The sequence below is a fragment of the Streptomyces sp. NPDC093064 genome (assembly GCF_044754605.1).
Classification (GTDB): Bacteria; Actinomycetota; Actinomycetes; order Streptomycetales; family Streptomycetaceae; genus Streptomyces.
Genome location: NZ_JBIVPK010000001.1, coordinates 594,860 through 616,773 on the forward strand (window position 1 = coordinate 594,860; position 21,914 = coordinate 616,773).

General features: G+C 72.3%; 20 protein-coding genes and 1 pseudogene. 8 read left to right on the plus strand and 13 right to left on the minus strand.

Features of this window, described 5'->3' with window-relative positions:
• Positions 1-399 precede the first annotated feature (399 nt).
• Genes ACIQFZ_RS02670 through ACIQFZ_RS02690 form a run of 5 tightly spaced genes read left to right on the plus strand, consistent with a single transcriptional unit; the run spans position 400 to position 6,111 of the window.
• Entirely contained in the window at positions 400-3,264 is a 2,865-nt protein-coding gene (locus ACIQFZ_RS02670) for a nitrate- and nitrite sensing domain-containing protein (protein WP_402690429.1), read from the plus strand.
• Positions 3,261-3,767, plus strand: coding sequence for a roadblock/LC7 domain-containing protein (locus ACIQFZ_RS02675; protein ID WP_361414572.1), 507 nt, complete (start codon positions 3,261-3,263; stop codon positions 3,765-3,767). The genes ACIQFZ_RS02670 and ACIQFZ_RS02675 overlap by 4 nt, the downstream gene beginning before the upstream one ends.
• Entirely contained in the window at positions 3,764-4,171 is a 408-nt protein-coding gene (locus ACIQFZ_RS02680) for a DUF742 domain-containing protein (RefSeq protein WP_365776819.1), read from the plus strand. The genes ACIQFZ_RS02675 and ACIQFZ_RS02680 overlap by 4 nt, the downstream gene beginning before the upstream one ends.
• Positions 4,152-4,790, plus strand: a complete 639-nt coding sequence (locus ACIQFZ_RS02685; protein WP_365417416.1) for an ATP/GTP-binding protein — start codon at positions 4,152-4,154, stop codon at positions 4,788-4,790. The genes ACIQFZ_RS02680 and ACIQFZ_RS02685 overlap by 20 nt, the downstream gene beginning before the upstream one ends.
• 58 nt (positions 4,791-4,848) lie before the next feature.
• Positions 4,849-6,111: a styrene monooxygenase/indole monooxygenase family protein gene (locus ACIQFZ_RS02690; protein ID WP_365417418.1), complete on the plus strand. Its 1,263-nt coding sequence runs from the start codon at positions 4,849-4,851 to the stop codon at positions 6,109-6,111.
• On the opposite strand, the gene ACIQFZ_RS02695 is transcribed toward ACIQFZ_RS02690, so the two are convergent.
• The 4 genes from ACIQFZ_RS02695 to ACIQFZ_RS02710 all read right to left on the minus strand — a co-directional run bounded on the left by ACIQFZ_RS02695 (position 6,108) and on the right by ACIQFZ_RS02710 (position 9,711).
• On the minus strand, positions 6,108-7,226 hold the full coding sequence (locus tag ACIQFZ_RS02695; protein ID WP_402690430.1) for an NlpC/P60 family protein: 1,119 nt from the start codon (positions 7,224-7,226) through the stop codon (positions 6,108-6,110). The genes ACIQFZ_RS02690 and ACIQFZ_RS02695 overlap by 4 nt on opposite strands.
• A gap of 103 nt (positions 7,227-7,329) precedes the next feature.
• Positions 7,330-7,632: a hypothetical protein gene (locus ACIQFZ_RS02700; RefSeq protein ID WP_365776813.1), complete on the minus strand. Its 303-nt coding sequence runs from the start codon at positions 7,630-7,632 to the stop codon at positions 7,330-7,332.
• A gap of 10 nt (positions 7,633-7,642) precedes the next feature.
• Complete coding sequence (locus ACIQFZ_RS02705; RefSeq protein ID WP_365417424.1) at positions 7,643-8,302, minus strand: helix-turn-helix domain-containing protein; 660 nt, start codon at positions 8,300-8,302, stop codon at positions 7,643-7,645.
• 470 nt (positions 8,303-8,772) lie between these two features.
• On the minus strand, positions 8,773-9,711 hold the full coding sequence (locus tag ACIQFZ_RS02710) for a diiron oxygenase (RefSeq protein WP_361414586.1): 939 nt from the start codon (positions 9,709-9,711) through the stop codon (positions 8,773-8,775).
• A gap of 152 nt (positions 9,712-9,863) precedes the next feature.
• Between ACIQFZ_RS02710 and ACIQFZ_RS02715 the strand changes: the two genes are divergently transcribed.
• On the plus strand, positions 9,864-10,976 hold the full coding sequence (locus tag ACIQFZ_RS02715) for a ferritin-like domain-containing protein (protein WP_365417427.1): 1,113 nt from the start codon (positions 9,864-9,866) through the stop codon (positions 10,974-10,976).
• On the opposite strand, the pseudogene ACIQFZ_RS02720 reads toward ACIQFZ_RS02715, so the two are convergent.
• The 7 genes and pseudogenes from ACIQFZ_RS02720 to ACIQFZ_RS02750 form a co-directional block, all read right to left on the minus strand.
• Positions 10,958-11,508: pseudogene (locus tag ACIQFZ_RS02720) on the minus strand (DUF3291 domain-containing protein). The gene ACIQFZ_RS02715 and the pseudogene ACIQFZ_RS02720 overlap by 19 nt on opposite strands.
• Before the next feature lie 44 nt (positions 11,509-11,552).
• Positions 11,553-13,022 (minus strand): penicillin-binding transpeptidase domain-containing protein, encoded by a 1,470-nt coding sequence (locus tag ACIQFZ_RS02725; RefSeq protein WP_402690431.1) that lies wholly within the window; start codon positions 13,020-13,022, stop codon positions 11,553-11,555.
• Positions 13,023-13,041: 19 nt separating this feature from the next.
• Complete coding sequence (locus ACIQFZ_RS02730) at positions 13,042-14,403, minus strand: FtsW/RodA/SpoVE family cell cycle protein (protein ID WP_402690432.1); 1,362 nt, start codon at positions 14,401-14,403, stop codon at positions 13,042-13,044.
• Positions 14,404-14,446: 43 nt separating this feature from the next.
• Positions 14,447-14,908 (minus strand): SH3 domain-containing protein, encoded by a 462-nt coding sequence (locus ACIQFZ_RS02735; RefSeq protein WP_365776803.1) that lies wholly within the window; start codon positions 14,906-14,908, stop codon positions 14,447-14,449.
• A 166-nt stretch (positions 14,909-15,074) separates the two neighbouring features.
• Entirely contained in the window at positions 15,075-16,430 is a 1,356-nt protein-coding gene (locus tag ACIQFZ_RS02740) for an ATP-binding protein (protein WP_402690433.1), read from the minus strand.
• The gene (locus tag ACIQFZ_RS02745) at positions 16,427-17,224 is read right to left on the minus strand and encodes a hypothetical protein (RefSeq protein WP_402690434.1); all 798 of its coding nucleotides are present in this window, start codon (positions 17,222-17,224) and stop codon (positions 16,427-16,429) included. Before ACIQFZ_RS02745 ends, ACIQFZ_RS02740 begins: the two co-directional genes overlap by 4 nt.
• A gap of 163 nt (positions 17,225-17,387) precedes the next feature.
• Positions 17,388-17,894 carry a protein phosphatase gene (locus tag ACIQFZ_RS02750; protein WP_365417445.1) on the minus strand — a complete coding sequence of 169 codons (507 nt, stop codon included), beginning with the start codon at positions 17,892-17,894 and terminating at the stop codon, positions 17,388-17,390.
• Between the two features lie 156 nt (positions 17,895-18,050).
• Between ACIQFZ_RS02750 and ACIQFZ_RS02755 the strand changes: the two genes are divergently transcribed.
• Positions 18,051-18,863 (plus strand): nuclease-related domain-containing protein, encoded by an 813-nt coding sequence (locus ACIQFZ_RS02755; protein WP_365417446.1) that lies wholly within the window; start codon positions 18,051-18,053, stop codon positions 18,861-18,863.
• A 145-nt stretch (positions 18,864-19,008) separates the two neighbouring features.
• Here the strand turns inward: ACIQFZ_RS02755 and ligD are convergent, their stop codons facing one another.
• Positions 19,009-19,890, minus strand: coding sequence for a non-homologous end-joining DNA ligase (gene ligD / locus ACIQFZ_RS02760; RefSeq protein WP_365776799.1), 882 nt, complete (start codon positions 19,888-19,890; stop codon positions 19,009-19,011).
• A 66-nt stretch (positions 19,891-19,956) separates the two neighbouring features.
• Here ligD and ACIQFZ_RS02765 point away from each other — a divergent pair, with 66 nt between their 5' ends.
• On the plus strand, positions 19,957-21,021 hold the full coding sequence (locus tag ACIQFZ_RS02765) for a Ku protein (RefSeq protein WP_402690435.1): 1,065 nt from the start codon (positions 19,957-19,959) through the stop codon (positions 21,019-21,021).
• A gap of 344 nt (positions 21,022-21,365) precedes the next feature.
• Here ACIQFZ_RS02765 and ACIQFZ_RS02770 read toward each other — a convergent pair whose 3' ends face one another.
• On the minus strand, positions 21,366-21,827 hold the full coding sequence (locus ACIQFZ_RS02770; protein ID WP_402690436.1) for a hypothetical protein: 462 nt from the start codon (positions 21,825-21,827) through the stop codon (positions 21,366-21,368).
• Between the last annotated feature and the right edge of the window lie 87 nt (positions 21,828-21,914).

Sequence of the window (21,914 nt, forward strand, 5' to 3'; positions counted from 1 at the left end):
TCGGTGCGGTGACGCAGGTCAGCCGCCTGTTTTGGGTGCAATTGGATCACTCCGGCAAGGCGTGGCGGCGAATACTGCCAAAGCCCGCCGCGGACGTCCAACCGGCCCACCGCGCCGTGCCCGCGCATGCGCCGGAGGAACTTGCCCGCCAACTCCCCTCCGGGGTTCACTCCTTCGGGTGGCCGGTCGGACGATGCAGGACCACTGCCCACCGGCACTGGGAGGGTCGGGAACCGATGCAGGTCCCCCCTGCTCGAGCGGAGTCGAGAGCGTGGGGAGGGTGTACGCGCCTGTCCGCGCCAGCTGACGGGCACCACCCGGGCCCATGAGTACACGAGTACAGGAATGCGAGCACCGGTGCAGAAGAAGCGGCCTCGGCGCGCAGGCAAGCAGACGGCCATGGCAGGAGACCCGGCGCAGACGCCCGGCACGCCCCCCGTCACCCCCGTCGGCAAGGGCCGTCCCACGCATGTACGCAACCGTCTGATCGCCGCCGTCGCCGTCGTGGCCGCCGCGGTGGCGGGTGCGGGCGCGCCCTCCCTCATAGCCGCCTCCGGGCAGGTGAACGACTCCCAGAACCTGGTGACGCTCGCCGGGCAGACCCAGGACGCGCTCACCCTCGCCCACTCGCTGGCCGACGAGCGCGACGAGGTCACCTCCTACGTCGCCGCCGGCCGCCCCGGGTCGAAGGCGCCCTCCGAGCAGCGCAGTACCCGCGTGGACCGCCAGGTCGACGAGCTGCGCGCCGACCAGGACATGCCGGCCTGGTTGCGCAAGGACCTCGACGGCATCGCCGCCGTGCGCCGCTCCGCGCTCACCGGGCAGAGCGCCGCCCTCCAGGTCCACCAGGCCTACTCCGCCGCCATCACCGACCTGCACAAGCTGGCCGAGCGGCTGGCCGAGCGGATGCCCACGCGGGCCGGCTCCGGCGCCCACGCGCTCGCCGAGCTCGACGCCGCCGTCCAGCAGGCCGCCGCGGCCCGCGGGCTGCTGCTCGCGGCGCTGAACGTGCCGCACACCACGCAGACCGTCTACGACCCCGTCACCGGCCTGCCCTCGCAGACCGCCACCTCGTCGGAGGCCGACACCAAGCAGCGCGACGTCCTGAGCGCCGCCGCCCAGCAGGCCCGGCTGCGCTCCGACGCCGCCTTCGCCGGCTTCCGCGACAACGCGCCGCAGGAGGCCCGAGCGTCGTACGACTCCACGGTGAGCGGGGCCGAGGTCGACACCGCGGAGAAGTACCTCGCCTCGCTCACCCAGCAGCCGACGCTCTCCGACAGCGACCTGGACACCAGCGTCAAGAAGGCCGACGCCGCGCTCAGCGCCCGCCTCGACCTGATGCGCGGCGCGGAGTCCTCTCTGTACGACCGCCGCACCAAGGACCTGGCGCAGCTGCGTGACGACGACGTCACGGCGCTGGAGATCCGCATCGCCCTGCTCGGCGCCCTGCTGCTGGTCACCATCGGCATCGCCACCGCGCTCGCCCGCACCCTGACCCGGCCGCTCGCGGTGCTGCGCCTGGGCTCGGCCCGGCTGGCCGGCGCGCAGGACCCGGCCACCGAGGAACCCGTCAAGTTCAACGGCCGCAACGACGAGTTCGCGCAGGTCGTCCGCTCCGTCAACACCCTGCACGCGCAGGCCGTCGTGCTCGCCGAGCGGATCGCCACGCTGGAGACCGACCGCAAGCACCTGGTCGGCCAGCGCCAGAAGATGGCCGACGCCCGCGAGGAACTGCGCGCGGAACTCGCCGACTCCGCCGCCCAGCTGGAGCGGCTGCGCAGCGGCATAGGCGGCAGCTTCGTCAATCTGGCGCTGCGCACGCTCGGCCTGGTGGAACGGCAACTCGCCGTCATCGAGGGCCTGGAGGACCGCGAGCAGGACCCCGACCGGCTGTCCACCCTCTTCAAGCTCGACCACTTCGCCACGGTCATGCGCCGGCACAGTGAGAACCTCCTCGTGCTGGCCGGTTCCGAGCACGTCCAGCAGCACGCAGGACCGGTCCCGCTGGTCGACGTCGTGCGCGCCGCGGTCAGCGAGATCGAGCGCTACGAGCGTGTCCGTATCGCCGCGCTGCCGTCGCACACGCACGTGGCGGGCTTCGCGGCGGACGACCTGTCCCACCTGCTGGCCGAACTGATGGAGAACGCCACCTCGTTCTCCCCGCCCGACCAGCCCGTCGAGGTCTCCGGCTGGCTCCTGGAGAACGGCGAGGTCATGCTCTCCGTCCAGGACGGGGGCATCGGCGTGCCCGAGGAGCGGCTGGCCCGGCTCAACGGCCGCCTCACCGAGTTCGACCCGAAGTCCGCCTACGACAAGGAGGGCGACCAGGGTCTGGGCCTCGGCCTGTACGTCGTGGCCCGTCTCGCCCACCGGCACGGCGTGCGCGTGCAGTTGCGCGAGCAGAAGCAGGGCGGCATCGCGGCCGTCGTGGTCGTCCCCAAGTCCGTGCTGGCGGCCGCGCCCGCCTCCGCCGTCGCGGACTCGGCTTCGGCCCCCGGAGAGGCCCCCGCGGTCTCTCTGCCCGGCGCCGACGCCGAGGCCAACTCCAACGTCCTGCCCGCCCGCGCCGAGGGCACCGACCCCCTGGTCGCGCTGGCCGAGAAGGCCGTGCGCGAGGCGGAGTCGGCGAACGTGGAACCGGCCACCGGGGAACCGGCGGACGAGGAGCCGACGGACGAGGAGTCGGTGAGCGAGGAACCGGCGGACGAGGAACCGGCATCGCCGTCCGAGACGACGATGGAACTCCTGCTCCCGTCGCCCGCGGGGGAGCCGGACCCGGCGCGCCCGCACCCCGACCCCACCGACTTCGGGCAGGGCCCGTCCGCACCCGACCGGGAAACCCCCACGGGTACCGCGGCCGGGAGTGAACCGGCCGAGGACGAGACCGAGGCCGCGGCCCCGCTCCCGCGGGACACCCGTGCCGAGGGGAACGAACCGGCCGGAGGCGGCATCGAGGCCGCCCGCACCACACTGCCCCCGCAGCAGAACACCCCCGCCGACGGCGAAGCCGAGGCGGAACACCACCGGACCCCCGATGCGCCGGAGGACGAGGTCACCGCCAAGGGCCTGCCCAAGCGGACCCCGAAGATATCCGCCCCCGCCCCGGCCCCGCGCCAGCGCAGCGCTTCCGTGGACGCCGAGGCACTCCGCCGCCGCCTGGGCGGGTTCCACCGGGGAGCACGGGAGGGCTACCGCGAGGCGGAGGCGGAGGCGGAGATCGCCGACCAGAACACGGGGGGCACAGTCGAGGAGGCAAGCAGTTGACCGCGCCCAGTACCTTCGGACTGAGCAGTGAGGCCCGCAACCTGCACTGGCTGCTGACCAACCTCGTCGAGGAGGTCCCCGGCATCGAATCCGTGGCCGTGGTCTCCTCCGACGGGCTCCTGCTCCTCTCCTCGGACCCCGGCCGCAACGACGAGGCCCGCCACGCCCGCGAGACGCGCACCGGTCCGCGCGGCTCCGCCGCCGACCTCGCCACCATCGTCTCCGGCATCGGCAGCCTCACCCTCGGCGCCGCCAAGCTGATGGACTCCGGTGCGGTCAAGCACACGATGGTCGCGATGGACGAGGGCAGCCTGTTCGTCATGTCGATCAGCGACGGGTCGCTCCTCGGCGTGCACGGCTCCGCGGAGTGCGACATGAGCGTCGTGGCGTACCACATGGCGCTCTTCGTCGGCCGCGCCGGACACGTCCTGACGCCTGAACTCCGCAGCGAGCTGCGCAAGTCCCTGGAAACCGACGGGAGTACCCAAGGAGCGGCCCGATGAGCGGTACATCCAAGCTCCCCGTCCGCGGCGGCGACCGCAAGGCCTCCCGCGTACGCCCCTATTCGCTCACCGGCGGCCGTACCCGCTTCGGCCACGTCCTCCTGGTGGAGACGTTCGTGGCCGCGCTGGAGGCCCCGGAGGAGCGCAAGGAGCTGGCCAACGGCTCGTTCGCCAACCAGGGCATGCCCGAGGTGCGGGCCATCGTCGAACTGTGCCGCCGGATGCGGACGGTGGCCGAGATCGCCGCGCTGCTGAAGATGCCGCTCGGTGTGGTCCGCGTGCTCCTGAGCGACCTCGCGGACCAGGGAAAGATCCGTGTGTACGGAACCGGAACCGGTCATGGCACGGGCCGGCCGGACCGCGCGCTGCTGGAAAGGGTGCTGAGTGGACTCCGCCGTCTCTGACGCCGCCGTGGGCGTCCCCCCGCTCGTCGAGGCCGACGAGGCCCCGCAGCCCTGGCAGACGGACCGCACCCGTGCCCCGGTCGCCACGAAGATCGTGGTGGCCGGCGGCTTCGGCGTCGGCAAGACCACGCTGGTCACCGCCGTCTCGGAGATCACGCCTCTGCAGACCGAGGCGCTGATGACCGAGGCGAGCGAGGAGACCGACGACCTCACCGAGACGCCGGACAAGGTGACGACCACCGTCGCCATGGACTACGGCCGGCTCACGCTCGACGACGACCTCGTGCTCTACGTGTTCGGTACGCCGGGCCAGCAGCGGTTCTGGTTCATGTGGGACGACCTGGTGCGCGGCGCGATCGGTGCCGTGGTCCTGGCCGACACCCGCCGTCTGAAGGACTGCTTCCCGGCGCTGGACTACTTCGAGAGCTGCGGGCTGCCGTACGTCGTCGCTGTCAACCACTTCGAGGGCAGTGAGCAGTTCGACTCGGAGGACGTGCGGGAGGCGCTGACGATACCCGCACACATACCTGTCATGATCATGGACGCGCGGCGCCGGATCTCGGCCATCGAGACCCTGCTGGCCCTCGTGGCCCACGCACTCGAGGAGACCCCGGAGTAGTACCGGCTCCCCGAGCAGTCCAGCGAGCAGTCCCGAAGTCGTAGGAGGCAGCACCCGTATGCGGAAGATACTCGTCGTGGGGGCCGGGCAGTCCGGTCTCCAGCTGGCCCTCGGACTCCAGTCGCACGGGTACGAGGTCACCCTGATGTCGAACCGGACCTCGGACGAGATCCGCACCGGCCGGGTCATGTCGACGCAGTGCATGTTTCATACGGCTCTCCAGCACGAGCGCGACCTGAATCTGAACTTCTGGGAGTCCCAGGCCCCGAACATCGAGGGACTCGGCGTCTCGGTCGCCGCCCCCGGCTCCTTCGACCCCGGTCCCTCGCAGCGCGCGATCGACTGGGTGGGCAGGCTCGACGGGTACGCACAGTCGGTCGACCAGCGGGTGAAGATGGCCGGCTGGATGGAGACGTTCGCCCAGCGCGGCGGCCAGCTCGTCATCCACGGCGCCGCGGTCGGCGACCTGGACTACTTCTCCCGCACGTACGACCTCGTCCTCGTCTCGGCGGGCAAGGGCGAGCTGGTGAAGATGTTCGAGCGGGACGCCTCCCGCTCCCCGTACAGCGAGCCGCAGCGCGCGCTGGCGGTGGCGTACGTGCACGGCCTGGGACCGCGCCCGGAGCACCCTGAGTTCGACGCGGTCCGCTGCAACCTGGTGCCCGGCGTCGGCGAGATGTTCATCATGCCGACCTACACCCTCTCCGGCCGTGCCGACATCCTCTTCTGGGAGGGCATACCCGGCGGCCCGCTCGACGCCTTCCGTGGCGTCAAGGACCCGTCAGAGCACCTCGCCCTGACGCTGGACCTGATGAAGACGTTCCTGCCCTGGGAGCACGCCCGGACCGCCGGCGTCGAACTCACGGACGCGGGCGGCACGCTCGCCGGCCGTTACGCCCCCACCGTGCGCCAGCCGATCGGCCGGCTGCCCGGCGGCGGCGTGGTCCTCGGCGTCGCGGACGTCGTCGTCGCCAACGACCCGATCACCGGTCAGGGCTCCAACTCGGCCTCCAAGTGCGCCGCCGCGTACCTGGCCGCCATCCTCGAGCACGGCGACAAGCCGTTCGACGAGGAGTGGATGCGGCAGGCGTTCGACCGCTACTGGGCCACCGCCCGGCACGTCACCAAGTGGACCAACGCCATGCTGGCCCCGCCGCCGGAGCACGTCCTGAACGTCCTCGGGGCGGCGGGCCAACTCCAGCCGATCGCCGACCGCTTCGTGAACTGCTTCGACGACCCGTCCGACCTGGAGAACTTCTTCTTCGACCCGGACAAGGCCCAGGCCTACCTCGCCGAGGTCTCCGAGGCCTCCACCGTCTAGAGACTCGCGTCCGGCCCGGCCTGGGCGCCCTCGGGGAGTCTCGGCGGTGTGTACCGCCGCAGGGGCTCCCCGCCCGGATCGGGCCGTACGGCGCCCAGCACCGGGTTGGCCGCGACCGGTGACACCTTCACCTTGGTTCCGGGCCGTGGGGCCTGCACCACCATCCCGTCGCCGAGGTAGAGGGCGACATGCGTGGCCCGCGGGAAATAGACGACCAGGTCGCCGGGCCTGAGATCGCGGAGCGGGATGCGTTTCAGCCGGGCCCACTGCTCCTGACTGGTGCGCGGGATGGGCGTCCCGGCGTGCTCCCAGGCCTGTGAGGTCAGCCCCGAGCAGTCGTACGCCTGCGGGCCCACGGCGCCCCACTGGTAGGGCTTGCCGAGCTGGCGCACGGCGTAACGCACGGCCTCGTCGCCCTCCTGTGACGGCGTGCGGGCACCGCTGAGCGCCCCGGAGGCCAGGAACGAGCTCTGCGTCGCGGTGATCCCGTTCGTCTCCGTCCGGGCGAGCGCCGTCACCTGCTCGGTGCTGAGCGAGGCCAGCAGTTTCTCCACGTCGCGCAGTCGTCCCTGGACGTCGTCCCGTGCCTGCTGCTGCCGCCGGGCGAGCACGAGCCGGGTGCCGACCGCCTTGCGGGCCGCGCGGGCAAGGTCGGCGGCCTTCTTCTCGTTGCCGGTGAGCCGGTTGACCGTCTCCGCCCGCTCCCGTGCCAGTCGCCGGATCAACTCCCCCTCCGTCAGCGCGTGCTGCGGGTCGGGCGCCAGCAGCAGCCGCAGGTACGGGGAGAGTCCGGTGCTGCTGCCCTGGTACTGCTGAAGAGCCAGCCGTGCCGCCTTCGCGCGGCTGTCGTTCAGGGCACGCCGGGCGGCGCCGAGGTCGGCGTCGAGGCGGTCGGCCTCGGTGCGCTGCTGCTGCAGCCGCTCGGCGGTGGCGTTGTAGGTCTCGGTGGCCTGATCGGCCTGCCGGTACAGATTGTGAAGATCCGTCAGCAGCTGGGCGACGGACCGCTGTCCGGGCTGCTGCGGCCCCGGTACGGCCACGGCGGCCGCCGGTACGAAGGCGGCCTGTGCCGCCACCGCCGCCGTACACACCAGACGTGGAACCCTTCCTGACACGTCATCACCTCCCGTGCGGGGCGGTGTTTCCGCTCCGCACCGTGAGGATTCGACGTATGAACGGATTTTCTGAGCCGATGGTGCTGCGTACGGCGCAACGAGGTCACCCGTCGGTGTCGCTCGGCTTGCCGCCGGCCCGGCCCTCCGGCTTGGACCACGGCCATTTCAGCCGGCCGCCGCTCCTGCCCTCGGGGTCGAACTCGTACTTCCAGCCCTTGGGCAGTCCCAGGCGCTTGCTGTGCCCGCGCGGCACCCGTCGGTAGACGAGCACGGTCGGCGGGCCGCCCGCGGCGTCCGGCACCGGGATGCGGTAGGTCTTCGGCGGGTTCCCGGTGGGTCCCACCAGCACGGGCAGCACCCGCCCGTCCATCGGGCCGCCCTCGAAGGGGGTGTCTTCGCTCTTCACGGCACCAGTGTCAGCCATCCGCCGCGGCCAGTGCGCGCCCCACCAGCTCGGCGGTCTGCGCGTCCCGGGCGGCGGTCACGGTCAGCGCGGCCGCGAACTGCTCGACCAGCCAGTCCCGCAGCTCCTCGGCGGGCGGTTGCTTGTCCTCGTCCAGCCAGATCAGGGAGGCGGCCTCCACGGCCGTGATCCACATCCGCACGGTCATGCGCAGCCGGGGGCCGGGGTCCGTGACCTCCAGATGGCTCAGGATCCGCTCGGCGGCGGCCCGGCGCACGCCGTCCACGATGGCCGTCGTGCGGGAGGTCTCCACCACGCTGCCGCCCTGGAGCAGCGCGGTGAACCCGGCGTCGTGCTGGTCGACGAAGGCCAGGTACCGGTCCAGGGCGCGGGCGAGGCGGGGCAGCAGCGGGCCCTGCTGCGGTTCGTCGAAGCAGTGCCTCAGCTCGTCGGCGGCGGACCGCAGGGCGGCCTCGTACAGCTGCTGCTTGCCGCCCGGGAAGTACCGGTACACCAGCGGGCGCGACACCCCCGCCGCCTCCGCCACGTCGTCCAGCGACACCTCCTCGGGCGCCCGGTGCGCGAAGAGGGACAGAGCCGCGTCGAGCAACTGGGCCCGCCGCTCCTCGACACTGAGGCGACGGTACGCGGGACTGGACGCGGCAGGGCTCATGACCAGCAGCGTAATCGGCCTCCGCAGCCGGGGCCCAAGCCCGCGCTCCGAAGCCCCGGCGGAGCGAGCCGCCCCGCTCGGGGCCGGATCTGCTGCCGCCGGAGCGGGGGCGGCGGATTGCGCTGGCGCACCGGCGGTGTGCCGGATCACCGACACCACGGCTGTGCCGAGTGGCTCCCATGGCCCCCATGGCCCGCGGCCCCCGCATGACGGCAGCTTCCGTCGGTCATGTGGCTTCGCATGCCGCACGGGTCGGTCGGCCCGGGGGCGCTGGTGCCACCGGGGGTGTCGCCGGGGTTCGTCACCTGCTGTGGACGGTGCTGCCGCCTCGGCAGCGGGACCGGCCGGATCCGCATCGAGTCGGCGGTGCCGGACGTGGGGGAGCCGCTGTCAGGGTCCGGCCCCGTGCCGAGGCCGGCGGCCCGGGCATCGGGTGGGCCGCCGGGCCGTTCGGGCGGGGTCCGGGCGGGTCAGGCCAGGAGGCCAGAGGATCGCCAGAGGCGGCGGCCGGCTCCGCGGAGGACGCCGATGTCGTCCAGGAAGTCCGTCAGGCGCTTCGCGCCCGTCTGCATGACCTCCCGCCGGTGCCCGCTCGCCTTCACCTGGGCCATCGCCTCCCGCTTGTCGAGGCCCACGTTCGTGTACACCTCGGGGTTGACGAAGGCGACCGAGAAGACCCGGGCGAACTCGCCCGAGGTGATCCGGGTGAACTCCTGCGACCACTTCGGCGCCGTCATCATCTGCCGGCGCAACTCCTCGCGGGCGTAACGGACATGACGTGCCTCCTCCACGACATGGATCCGCGTGACGCCCCGGATCAGCGGCTGCACCCGCTCGTCCGGGAACGTCAGCCGCTGCATCCAGTCCAGGACCTCCTCACCGAGCAGGGTCGCGGTGAAGGACCCGGGGGTCGTGGAGATCGTCTTGAAGAGCCGGCCGAGGTTCTGGTGCGCCCGGCTCACCGGGTACCAGGGCGTCTCGCCCCGCGCTATCACGCGGGCGAACATCTTCGAGTGCCGGCACTCGTCCTCGATCTCGGTCAGCGCGTACCGCACATGCGCGCTCGTGGCCGCCTTGTCGTAGATGTGCCGCACGAGCAGCTGCATGAGGATCAGCTCGAACCAGATGCCGAGCGAGGCGAGCGCCGCTGCCTCGTGCCGGGAGAGCAGGATCCGCTGCTCCTCGCCCATCCGCTTCCACAGCGGCGTGTCGTACAGCGACAGCAGCTCCGGCGGCCAGAACCACTTGCCCTCCTCGAAGGGCGCGTCCCAGTCCAGTTCCCTGTCCGGGTCGAAGGAGTGCTTGGCGGAAGAGTCGAGCAGCCGCTCGGCCACCTGCTCCCGGTCCTTGAGCAGGCCGAGCGCGTCGCGCAGGCCTGCGAGCGCGCCGTCTTCCGTCACGGTCGTCATGGCTGTCCCACCTCGTCGTACGGGATGTGGTTGGGTCGGCTGGTTACCCGCGGGTCAGGTTCTCCGCCTCTTATGAGACTGCCTGTCAGCAAGCCCGTCAATCCCTTGCGCGTGACTTGTTGACTCGACGTCTACGTGTGAACCTGCGAAGTATGCCGACCTACGACCTGTACGCCAGGAATCCGGGGGACTCGCGCTGGCAGGTCCCCGCGACCGGCGCGGCTCGCTTCAGCTGGGAGTACGACAACGGCCGCGACCGCCTCCTCGCCCTCTACCAGAAGGGCAAGGACAAGCAGTGGGACGGGCAGAAGCGGATCGACTGGGACCTGGAGGTGGACCCGTACGATCCGCTCGGCACCCCCGAGGAGGCGATGACCCTCTACGGCACCCCGCACTGGGCGAAGATGACCGACCGTGACAAGGGCGAGCTGCGCCGCCACTTCGCGTCCTGGCAGTTCAGTCAGTTCCTGCACGGCGAGCAGGGCGCGATGGTCTGCGCCGCGCGGATCGTGGAGTCCGTCCCCGACCTGGACGCCAAGTTCTACTCGGCGACCCAGACCATGGACGAGGCCCGGCACGCCGAGATCTACGGCCGCTTCCTGCACGAGAAGATCGGGATGCTGTACCCGATCAACGACAACCTCCAGTCCCTCCTCGGCGACACCCTCCGCGACAGCCGCTGGGACATGCCGTACCTGGGCATGCAGGTGCTGATCGAGGGCCTCGCCCTGGCGGCCTTCGGCATGATCCGCGACACCACGAACAAGCCCCTGCCCAAGCAGATCCTCGCCTACGTCATGCAGGACGAGGCGCGCCACGTGGCCTTCGGCCGCATGGCCCTGCGCGACTACTACCGGCAGCTCACCGACGCCGAACTGCGCGAACGCGAGGAATTCGTCATCGAGGGCTGCTATTTGATGCGCGACCGCCTGCGCGGTGTGGAGGTCCTGGAGAACTTCGGCATCCCCAGGGCGGAGGCCGACGAACTCAGCGAACGCTCCGAATTCCTCCAGCTCTTCCGCCAGTTGCTCTTCAGTCGCATCGTCCCCTGCGTCAAGGACATCGGCCTGTGGGGCAAACGCCTCCAGCAGGCCTATGTCGACATGGGAGTCTTCGAGATGGGCGACTCCAACCTGGACCAGCTCATGGCCCAGGACGAGGAGATCGCCGAGAAGCTGGACGCGGAACGCTTCGCGGCCGAGGAGCGGGAGCGGGTGGCGGAGGTGGAGGAGGCGATCGAGGAAGGTCAGCGCCTCACCGGCTGATCACCCGGCTGCTCGGGCGCCCCGCCGGCCATCGGCACCGCCCGCCGGGGCGGAAACGACGCCCGCAGGGTGAACGCGTACTCCGTCGGACCGTGCGCACGGAGGTGGAGGAGCCGTTCCTCCGCCTCCGCCACCGTCGGACGGTGACCCGCCGGAACCCACCACAGCGCGGTGACCGCCTCCGTCATCCGCTCGAACCTCCCCCACTGCCTGAACGGCGTGGGGGGACCCCCACACGGCGGCGGGCCGGCATCTCGCGGTGCCGGCCCCGGTAGACGTAGGCCGTCAGGGCGTTCGCGTCCCGCCACACCGACATGTTGACGATCAGCCACGCGTCGCCGAACACCGCCACGTCCGTCGCGTTGCCGGAGTCGCTCTTCAGCCGCCAGACGAAGCCGTCCGCGGCTTCCGCGTCGGCGTTCACCGGGTCGAGCGCGTCCACGAAGTCCTTCAACTGCGGTGAGTCCAGTGGGGCGGTGAGACGGGCGATGTTGACCTGGGCGAGTTCGTACACCGATGCCGGAATCGTCATGCCCGAACGGTAGGGCGGCCGCGGTGGTCCTTGGCACCCCCGTCTCACCCAGCGGGCGGCGCGTGCAGCACCGTCTCCATCACCGCCTTGGCGATCGGCGCCGCCGTACCACCCCCGCTGATGTCGCCCCGCCGCGCGGACGAGTCCTCCACCACCACGGCGACCGCGACCCTCGGCTCCACGTCGTCGTCGCCCTGCGCCCAGGAGACGAACCAGGCGTACGGCGTACCGGCGTTGCCCAGGCCGTGCTGGGCGGTGCCGGTCTTGCCGCCCACCGTGGCCCCGGGGATCGCCGCGTTCCCGCCGGTGCCCTCGGTGACCACGTCGGCCATCAGCTCCCGCAGCCGCGCCGCGGTCGTCGGACGCATCACCTGCCGCGCGGGCCGGGAGCCGGCCGTGGAGACCGTGCCCCCGTTCCGGCGGGTGGTCCGCTCCACGAGGTACGGCGGCCGCGCCTGCCCGCCGTTCGCGACCGCGGCCGCCACCATCGCCATCTGAAGCGGAGTGGCCCGCGTGTTGTACTGCCCGATCGACGACAGCGCGAGCTGCGCCCGGTCCACCCGGGTGTCGAAGGTGCTCGGCGAGACCGAGAAGGGAATCCCCACCTTCTTGTCGTTGAAGCCGAACCCCTCCGCCGCGGCCTGCATGCCGCGCACCCCCGCGTCCACGCCCAGCTTCGCGAACACCGTGTTGCACGACCACTCGAACGCATGCCGCAGGGAGGCGTTCGCGCAGTCGTCGGCCTCGTTGTACAGCCACGTCTTCGTGCCGGGCAGCAGATACGGGTCGGGGGAGTCGGTCGGCTCGTCCAGATCCCGCACCACGCCCGCGTCCAGCGCGGCCGCCGCGGTGACCACCTTGAACGTCGACCCCGGCGGATACGTCTGCCGCACCGCCCGGTTCAGCATCGGCTGCTCCGGGTCCTCGTTCAGCCGCGCCCACACGGCCGACACCGCCGGCCTGTTCCCGGACAGCAGCGAGGGGTCGTACGAGGGCGTGGACACCAGTGCCAGGATCCGCCCCGACGCCGGCTCGATCGCCGCGACCGCCCCCTTGCGTCCGCCCAGCCCGTCGAACGCGGCCCGCTGGGCGGCCGGGTCGATCGTCGTCACCACATTGCCGCCCGGGCTCTGCCCGCCGCTGAAGCCCCGCCACAGCCCGAACCCCGCGAGCATCGGATCGGAGCCCGACAGCACCGCGTCCTCGGAGTACTCCAGGAGCGTCGTCCCGTACAGCTGCGAGGCGAAGCCGGTCACGGGCGCGTACAGCGGCCCGTCCGTGTAGGTCCGTTCGAAGCGCAGCTGCTCCCGGGTGTCCTTGGAGCCGGTGACCGGCCGGCCGCCGACCAGGATCTCGCCGCGCGGCTGCTGGTAACGGGCGATGGCGGGGCGGCGGTTGGCCCGATTGCCGCCGTACTCCGGGCTCTGGAGTACCTGCAGCCAGGCGGTGTTCACCAGCAGCGCCACCAGCAGCAGCACGCAGAAGGTCGCGGCATGCCGGATGCACCGGGTCAACGGACGGCCTCCTCACGGGTCACGGGACCACCGTCCCGTCGTACTCCCGGCGCGCCACATGGCTCACCCGGATCAGCAGCGCGACGATCGTCCAGTTGGTCACGACCGACGAGCCGCCCTGCGCGAGGAACGGCAGCGCCAGTCCGGTCAGCGGGATCAGACCGGTCACTCCGCCCGCGATCACGAACACCTGGAGCGCCATGAGCGAGGCGAGCCCGATCGCGAGCAGCCGGCCGAAGGGGTCGCGCAGGGCGAGGCCCGCCCGGTAGCCGCGCTCGACGAGCAGCGCGTACAGCAGGAAGACCGCGGACAGCCCGGCCAGACCCAGTTCCTCCCCGGCGGTGGCCAGGATGAAGTCGGACTTGACGGCGAAGCCGACGAGGATCGAGTGGCCGAGGCCCAGCCCGGTGCCGGTCACCCCGCCCGCCGCGAAGGAGAACAGCGACTGGGCCACCTGGCCGGGCCCCTGACCGGCCTCGATGGACGCGAACGGGTGCAGCCACTCCCCGAACCGGCTGCGCACGTGCGGCTCCAGCCAGCCGACCGCGACCGCGCCGGCCGCCGCGAGGAGCACCCCGACCGCGATCCAGCCGGTGCGGCCTGTGGCCACGTACAGCATGACGACGAACAGTCCGAAGAACAGCAACGAGGTGCCGAGGTCGCGTTCCAGGACCAGCACGCAGACGCTCAGCAGCCAGACCGTGACCACCGGCCCCAGCACCCGGCCGGTGGGCAGTTGCAGCCGCCACACCTGGCGGCCGCTGTACGCCAGCGCGCCGCGGTTGGCGGCCAGGTACGCGGCGAAGAACACCGCGAGCAGCACCTTCGCGAACTCGCCCGGCTGGATGGAGAACTCGCCCACCCGGATCCAGATGTGGGCGCCGTTGACGGCGGGGAAGAGGATCGGCATCGCGAGCAGGGCGAGCGCGCTGGCGACACCGAGGTAGGCGTAGTGCTGGAGCCACCGGTGGTCGCGCAGCACCAGCACCACCAGGATGAACAGCCCCACGCCCACCGTGGACCACACGAGTTGGGCGGGCGCGGCCTCGTCGCCCGGTGTCTCCAGGTCGAGCCGGTAGATCAGCACCAGGCCCAGCCCGTTGAGCAGTACGGCGATGGGCAGCAGCAGCGGGTCGGCGTACGGCGCGCGCAGGCGCACCGCGATGTGCGCGACCAGCGCGAGTACGCCGAGCCCGGCGCCGTATCCGGCTGCGCCGGGCGGGACGGTGCCGTTCCTCGCCAGGCCGACGGCGCAGTAGCCGCACACCGACAGCAGGACGGCCAGGACGATGAGGAAGAGTTCGACGCCGCGGCGCCGGGGGAGGCGGTCGGCGGGGGCGGGCGGGGCGGCCGCTGCCACGGTGGTTCCGGCCTGGGTCATGTCCGGAACCTTCCCAAAAGGGGCGACTTGTTCGCCCGGTGTGTCAGCACCAGCGCGGCGAGGGCCCGATGTTGGCGATGTGGCGCGCCGAGCCCCACGCCCAGATGCCGTCCGAGAGCAGGTACCACACGCGGTTGCCGTTCACCCCCTGGCTCAGCGTCTTGCAGTGGATCCACACGAGCCGGCCCGGCCGGGCCACCCGGAGCACCCGGAGCACCCGGCCGTCACGGTCGGGGTGGTTGCGCAGGGCGAGCGCGCCGCGGGCCGTGACGACGCCCCGGTGGAAGCGCGGGTGGCGGTGGTCGGGGTCGCCGCTGTCCTGTCCGGCCGCGCTCGGCTGGGGCGGCGTGCCCTGCTCGGGTGTCGTGCCGTGCTGGGCGGCCGCCGTCCGGTGACCGCTCCGGCCGTCGTCGTCGGCGGTGGCGGGCGCCACGGCGACCGTGGAGAGGAGGGCGCCGGTGGCTGCCGCCATGGCCAGTCGGGTGAGGGGGGAGCGCAGGGGCATGGAGCACCTCCACCTGAGGTGGCGAAGCCCTTCGAAGGCGGGCGAACCTGACTAACCGCCATATTAGGAGTGCCGCATCCCGGAGGCCCGTCACACTGCGCCATCAGGGCGCCGCCGTCTGAGGGGGCGGCACTCCGGCGCCGGGCCGGGCTCGTCCTGGGACGGGTCACCTGGACGCGGTGTCAGCCTGCCCCGCGTCGCCCGCGCCTTCGGTACTGGGGACGGTGCCGTCGGCCGTGTCCGGCCCCGAAGGCGCGGGCGGCTCCTGAGGGAGCGTCAGTGTCGCCACTGCCCCGCCCTCCGGCGCGTTGGCGAACTCCAGCCGGGCGCCCAGCACCTCCGCCTGGCCCAGGGCGATCGTCAGCCCGAGCCCGTGCCCGGTCGCGCCGCCCTCCGTACGGAAGCGCTGCGGCCCGTGCGCCACGAGGTAGTCCGGGTAGCCGTCGCCGTGGTCCCGCACGGTGACCACCGGCCCGTCCACGGTCAGCACCACCGGCGGCCGGCCGTGGCTGTGCGCGTTGGCCACGAGGTTGCCCAGCACCCGCTCCAGCCGCCGCCGGTCGGTCTCCACGTACACGTCCCGTACGACCCTGACCCGCGTGTCCGTCCCGGCGGCGGCCCCCGCCGCCCCGGCCGCCCGCACCGCTCGCTCGGCCACCGAGCTGAGGTGCCCGGCGTCCAGGGCCGGCCGCTCCCGCCCGGTGTCCAGCCGGGAGATCTCCAGCAGGTCCTCGGTGAGCGTGCGCAGCGCGGCCACCCGGTCGCGCACCAGTTCGGTGGGGCGGCTCGGCGGCAGCAGCTCGGCCGCCGCGTGCAGCCCGGTCAGCGGGGTGCGCAGCTCGTGCGCCACGTCAGCGGTGAACCGCTGCTCGGCCAGCAGCTTGCCCTGGAGCGACGACGCCATGGAGTCCAGCGCCGCGGCGACCGCGGCCACCTCGTCGTGCGGGCGGGACGCGTCCCGCGCCAGCGGGTCGTGCACGCGCGCGTCCAGGTCGCCCGCGCTGATCCGCCGGGCCACGCGCGCGGTGGCGTGCAGCCGCCGGGTCACCCGGGTCACCGCGAACGCGCCGACCAGCAGCGTCGCCCCGATCGCCAGCAACGACGACCACAGGATGGACTGGTCCAGTGCGTCGATGGTGCGGGCCTGCTGCGAGTAGTCGACCGCCACGGCCAGCGTCCGCCCCCGGTCGGCGGGCCCGGCCGCCCACATCGTGGGGCGCCCGTGGTGCACGGCGACCATCGTGCCGCGCTGTCCGCTCGCCGCCAGCCGCCGCAGTCGCTCCGGCAGCCCCTCCGGGTCGACGCCGGCGCCCGGCAGCAGCGTGTCGCCCGACTCGAACGCGGTCGTGGCGTCCTTCAGCCGGGACAGGGCGAGGGTGCGCGCCTGTCCGACGGTCTGGTCGGTCACCGAGACGTGCACGAGAACACCGAGCAGCGCGGCGAGCGCGCAGCACATCACCGTGATGAAAGCGGCGGCCTTCACCGCGAGCGTCCCGGCCCACCGGGGCAGCGCGACCCTCATCGCGCGCTCGCGACGGAGGAGGGGGTGAGGGAGGAGGGGACAGGAGAGGGGGCGGGGGAGGGCGCGTGGGCGGACGGGAGCGGGGAGGCGGCGAGGGGCGTGCGGGTACGCGCGTGCGTGGGCCGGTGCCGGCCGGTGCGCAGGAACTCGTCGCGCGAGAACACCATCGCCCGCTGCTCCGGGTCCCAGGACCACGTGGTGCGGTATTCGTACCCGGCGATCCCGGCCGGCGAGCGGATGATCACGGCCCGCCCGGCCAGCTCCACGCCGATCACCGCGTCGTCGTTGGCGAACACCTGCACCAGCCGGTGCCCCTGGAAGGTGTAGACGCGCACCGCGGTCTGGTTGGTCGGGTACAGCTGGAAGCCCAGTGCCATGTCGTCGTGCCCGTCACCGGTGAGATCCCGGTAGTACGGGCGCATGACGGGGCACCGCGACGGATCCTTCCCCGGGCCGCACTCGGCGAGCCGGTCGGCCGTGTCCTGGTACGGCGCCTTGGCGCCCGTGTAGGCGTCCGGATGCGCGGCCACCTCGGCCCGTACGACGTCCACCGGGTCGACCTCGTGGATGTCGTCGCCGGGAGCGGCGACGCCCTTGACCGTCTCGATCTGTATCTCGTCGTAGGGCCAGGCGGGGCTGGCCGCCGGGCGCAGCGAGGGCCACAGCCGGGCCGGGCTGACCGCGGTCGGCGTGGGCCCCGCGCCGCGCAGCCCGCCCGCGTCGCCGCAGGCAGCCGTCGTCGCCGTCAGCAGGGTGGCGAGGGCGGCGACCAGGGCGGAGCGTCTGCGGTACACGTTTCTCCGGTGGCTGGAGGAGAGCTGGGAGAGGGAGCGGCGCGGGTAACAGCCTCGTACACCCTATTCGTTTCGTATGGAAGTCCCTTTTGCTCGCGGGCTTTCGTTTCGCGTTGGCGCGGGCCGGTGCCGGTCGGAGCGCACGTCACCTTCGGTGAAACGGTTACTCGGCCAGCTCCTCCAGCAGCCGTGCCGTCGGCAGGCCCGTCCGCAGATAGTCGACGAACAGCTCGTTGTGCAGCGCCCAGGGGGAGCGGCGGGCGCGGATCAATCGGATCGCCTCCTCGGTGGAGCGTCCCTGGCGGACCAGCGCGTGCGCGATCACCAGCCCCGAGCGGTTGTATCCCGAGTAGCAGCGCACGAGGACCCGGCGGTCCTGGTCCAGCGCGTCACAGGCGGCTCGGGCCAACCGCATCACCCCCGCGAGCTGCGTCCCGTCCAGCGGCCCGTCGGGTATCGGCCACACATGGTGCTCGACACCCGGGTCGGGCCCGTGCCCGGGCAGCCTGAGCAGGGTCTGCACAAGATCGAACTCATCACGCACGACGGCGAGTTCCAGTTCCCCGGAGCTCGTCCTGAACTCGTGCCCGCCCATCCACAGGCCGGGCACGATCTCGCTCCACGGGCTGTCCGGAGCCGGTACGTCGGGCTGCTTCCTGCGGGTCCGCAACGGCGCCTCCCCAACTCCCCCTCCCAACCGGAGCCCGTCCTCGGGCTCCCGCCTGCCCGGCGGCGTCGGGCGTCCGACGACAGGCTCTCTCACGGTAGCCAAGTTCTTGCCCCGGGAGCACCCCGCCTGTTCCCATGGTCGTGGGGGTGATGGTGCATGAGCGGACACCGCGGACTGCGCGTCATACCGACCTGGCGCCACGGACAGGAACGGCTGTACGTCTGCCGGCCCGACGGCAGGAACATCGCCTGGTACGACCGTGAGGCCGCCCGGGTCAACCTCCTCAGCGAGGGCGAGCAGGAGGACGTGCTCCAGGCCCTGGGCCCCTTCCTCACGGGTCCGGTGGCGGTGGGCCCGCCCCCTGTGCCCACCCCCGCCGAACTCGCCCGTCTGAGCCTGCACCCGGACGACGACCTGGCCCCCAACCGCCCCGGCGAGGCGCTGTTGATCGCGCTGGACCGGGAGCCCGCCCCCGCCCACCGCCTCCGCCCGGACCCGCGCCGCCGCGCTCTGACCGCCGAGCAGACGGTGGGCGAGGCTCTGGACCACCTCGACGGCGCCGGCTGGCACGCCCTCCACTCGGTCCCGCTGCCCGGCGGCGACCGCATCCACCACCTGGTCATCGGCCCCGGCGGCCTCTTCGCCGTCCACGCCCTCTACGCGCGCAAGCAGCGCGTCCGCATCGACGATCCGATGGTCGCCCTCGGACGGCGCGACCCCGCCCCCCTTCTGCGCGACCTTCGCAGCCGGGCCGACCGGGCCTCCTACGCCCTGACGGCGGAGGTGCGCCCCATCCTGGCCCTGACGGACCCGGCCGCCCTCCGCGTCACCGCCCAGCCCAGGGGCGTACGCGTCCTGGAAACCGCCGACCTGGGCAACCTGACCCGCCTGGGCGCCGTGCTGAAACCGGCGGACGTGGAAGCGCTCCACGCGATGGCGCGGGACCGCAGGACGTGGGAGCGGGTGTGACCCGTCGGCCGGGCCGAGAGGGCGTGACCGGATGACCCGGTTCCCCCGAGCGGGTGTGACCGGATGACCCGGTTCCCCCGAGTGGGTGTGAACCGAACGGCCGGGTTCCTCCCTCACAGCCGCGCGGCCCAGCGGCAGCGTGACCTCACGGCAGCGCGGCCGCCCGCCCAGGGTCCAGCAGCGGGGCCAGCAGGTCACCGTGGTCCCGCAGCCGGGGCACGATGTCCTGCGCCCGGAACTCCAGCCGCCCCGGCGTCCGGCACCCCGCCACCTCCTCCCACGTGACCGGCGCCGAGACCGTCGGCTCCCGGCGCGCCCGCAGTGTGTAGGGCGCCGCCGTGGTCTTCCGCGCCGCGTTCTGACTCCAGTCGACGAACACCTTCCCCGGGCGCAGACTCCGCGTCATCCGGTGCAGCACCAGATCCGGCATGGCACGCTTCGCCTCCACGGCGAGCCCCTTCGCGTACTCGGACGTCCGCGCGCTCGACGCCCCCCGCACCGCGGCCAGCAGATGCAGCCCCTTCGATCCGGACGTCTTCGCGTGCGCCTCGATCCCGTCCTCGGCCAGCCGCTCCCGCAGCCACAACGCCACCCGGCAGCAGTCCACGACACTCGCCGGTGCCCCCGGATCCAGGTCGAACACCAGCCGGTCGGCCTCCGCGGGCGCCTGGACCAGCCACTGCGGGGTGTGGAACTCGGTCACCAGGTTGGCCGCCCACATCAGACTCGGCAGATCCTGCACGAGGACCATCCGCGCCGCCCCCGCCGACCTCGGCACCTCGGCCGTCGTCACCCACCCGGGCGTACCCGGCGGCACGTTCTTGGCGAAGAACACCTGCCCGTCCGGCCCGTCCGGGTACCGCAGGAAGGACATCGGCCGGTCCCGCAGATGGGGCAGCAGCGCGTCGGCGGTCGTCGCGTAGTAGTGCAGCACCTCCCCCTTGGTGAACCCGGTCGCGGGATACAGCACCTTGTCCAGGTTGCTGAGCGCGAGCCGTCGCCCCTCCACCTCCGTGATCGGCGCCATACGATAAGAAAACCATGGAAACTCCTTAAACTATGACGAATTGATCCGATCCGGAAGGTGCTGGACGTGCGATCCATTTGGAACGGCGCCATCTCGTTCGGCCTGGTCAGCATCCCGATCAAGCTCGTGAACGCGACCGAGAGCCACACCGTCTCCTTCCGTCAGATCCACACCGAGGACGGCGGCCGCATCCGCTACCGGAAGGTGTGCGAACTGGAGGATCGCGAGGTCACCCAGGCGGAGATCGGCAAGGCCTACGAGGACGCGGACGGCACCATCATCCCGATCACCGACGAGGACCTGGCCCACCTGCCGCTGCCCACCGCGAAGACGATCGACATCGTGGCCTTCGTCCCGGCCGACCGGATCGACCCGCTCCAGATGGAGAACGCGTACTACCTGGCCGCGAGCGGCGCCCCCGCCGCCAAGCCGTACACCCTGCTGCGCGAGGCCCTCAAGCGCAGCCGGAAGGTGGCGATCGCGAAGTTCGCCCTGCGCGGCCGCGAGCGCCTGGGCATGCTCCGCGTGGTGGACGACGTCATCGCCATGCACGGCCTGCTCTGGCCCGACGAGATCCGCGTCCCCCAGGGCGTGGCCCCGGACGTCGACGTCACCGTCCGCGACAAGGAACTGGACCTCGCCGACGCCCTCATGGACACCCTGGGCGAGGTCGACATCCAGGACCTCCACGACGAGTACCGCGAGGCGCTGGAGGAGGTCATCGCCGCCAAGGCCGCCGGCGAGGCGCCCCCCGAGGCCCCCGAGCCCGCCCCCGGCGGGAAGGTCCTCGACCTGATGGCCGCCCTGGAGAAGAGCGTGCGGGCGGCCAAGCAGTCCAGGGGCGAGGAAGTGGGGGAGGAGGCCGGGGAGCCGGCGGAGGAGGCCGAGGAGGCCGAGGTCAGGCATCTCCCGCGTGGCAAGCGGGCCGGCGCCGCGGCCAAGAAGACCACCGCCGGGAAGCAGGCTCCCGCCGCGAAGAAGACCGCGGCGAAGAAGACGACGGCCGCCGCGAAGAAGTCCGCGTCCAAGGCGCAGTCGTCGCGGTCCGCGAAGAAGACCGCGTCGACCGCCAAGAGCACGACGAAGAAGACCCCGGCGAAGAAGACGGCCTCCCGCAAGCGCACCGCGTGAGGACGGGCCCCGTCCGGCGCCCGCCGCACGAGGCCCGTCCCGTCACCGGCTGTCACCGGCCGTGCGTCACCGCACGCGCCGCAGCGCCAGCACGGCGTTGTGCCCCCCGAACCCGAAGGAGTTGCTGAGAACACGACGGCCTGACGACTGATCCGCACTCTTGAGCACCGCCGGCGTGCGCAACTGGGTGGCATCCCCAGGGGCCCGGGAGCTGGATACGACTCCCGGGCCCCGCCACGCTCCCGCCCGGAACCATCAGCGTTACTTCGGCAGGCGGGGGTGGACGGTCGCCCTGCGCCTCGCGCCCCAGGCGACCGCAAGCCCCACGAAGACCACGAACAACGTCAGGCCGCGGCGCGCCGGAAATCGGCCGCATAGCGCGCGCCGACGGCGAGCAGCACCCCGGACAGCGCGAGGGACAGGCTCGCCCAGTTCATCCAGCCGTAGTGAGGGTTGCTCGGGTAGACGGTGCCGTCGTCGAGGAAGCAGTCGAAACGCCGCGGCAGATAGGAGGACTGATGGTGGGTGAGGTGCCGGCGGACCTCGCTGCCGAAGCCGTCGCGACAGGCCGGAGCCGGTACCGAGTCCGCGCCGTTGCCGAACTCGTGCTCGGACACCGCGATGTCGAAGGACCCCAGTGAATGGACGGCCGCGGCCGCGAGGCCGGCCGCCAACGCGGCACGGCGCATCAGGTGCACCGGCCAGGGCAGGGGCCGTCCCGGCAGCGCCATCACGAGCGTCCCGGCCAGCGAGAACAGCGCACCGACGGCACAGACGAGGAAGACGGCGATACCCACGAGCAGCATGCCCTTCACCTCCTTGCACGAGGGGCGCCACACGTGTCCGACGACGCGCGACACGTACCCGACGACGTGTGTCCGGCCACCCCACCA

What these genes read in the sequence shown, in the direction of transcription:
- ACIQFZ_RS02670 (WP_402690429.1), top strand. Translation starts at nt 400, where the DNA reads ATGGCAGGAGACCCGGCGCAGACGCCCGGCACGCCCCCCGTCACCCCC.
- ACIQFZ_RS02680 (WP_365776819.1), top strand. Translation starts at nt 3,764, where the DNA reads ATGAGCGGTACATCCAAGCTCCCCGTCCGCGGCGGCGACCGCAAGGCC.
- ACIQFZ_RS02690 (WP_365417418.1), top strand. Translation starts at nt 4,849, where the DNA reads ATGCGGAAGATACTCGTCGTGGGGGCCGGGCAGTCCGGTCTCCAGCTG.
- ACIQFZ_RS02705 (WP_365417424.1), bottom strand. Translation starts at nt 8,302, where the DNA reads ATGAGCCCTGCCGCGTCCAGTCCCGCGTACCGTCGCCTCAGTGTCGAG.
- ACIQFZ_RS02710 (WP_361414586.1), bottom strand. Translation starts at nt 9,711, where the DNA reads ATGACGACCGTGACGGAAGACGGCGCGCTCGCAGGCCTGCGCGACGCG.
- ACIQFZ_RS02715 (WP_365417427.1), top strand. Translation starts at nt 9,864, where the DNA reads ATGCCGACCTACGACCTGTACGCCAGGAATCCGGGGGACTCGCGCTGG.
- ACIQFZ_RS02730 (WP_402690432.1), bottom strand. Translation starts at nt 14,403, where the DNA reads ATGACCCAGGCCGGAACCACCGTGGCAGCGGCCGCCCCGCCCGCCCCC.
- ACIQFZ_RS02735 (WP_365776803.1), bottom strand. Translation starts at nt 14,908, where the DNA reads ATGCCCCTGCGCTCCCCCCTCACCCGACTGGCCATGGCGGCAGCCACC.
- ACIQFZ_RS02740 (WP_402690433.1), bottom strand. Translation starts at nt 16,430, where the DNA reads ATGAGGGTCGCGCTGCCCCGGTGGGCCGGGACGCTCGCGGTGAAGGCC.
- ACIQFZ_RS02755 (WP_365417446.1), top strand. Translation starts at nt 18,051, where the DNA reads ATGAGCGGACACCGCGGACTGCGCGTCATACCGACCTGGCGCCACGGA.
- ligD (WP_365776799.1), bottom strand. Translation starts at nt 19,890, where the DNA reads ATGGCGCCGATCACGGAGGTGGAGGGGCGACGGCTCGCGCTCAGCAAC.
- ACIQFZ_RS02770 (WP_402690436.1), bottom strand. Translation starts at nt 21,827, where the DNA reads ATGCTGCTCGTGGGTATCGCCGTCTTCCTCGTCTGTGCCGTCGGTGCG.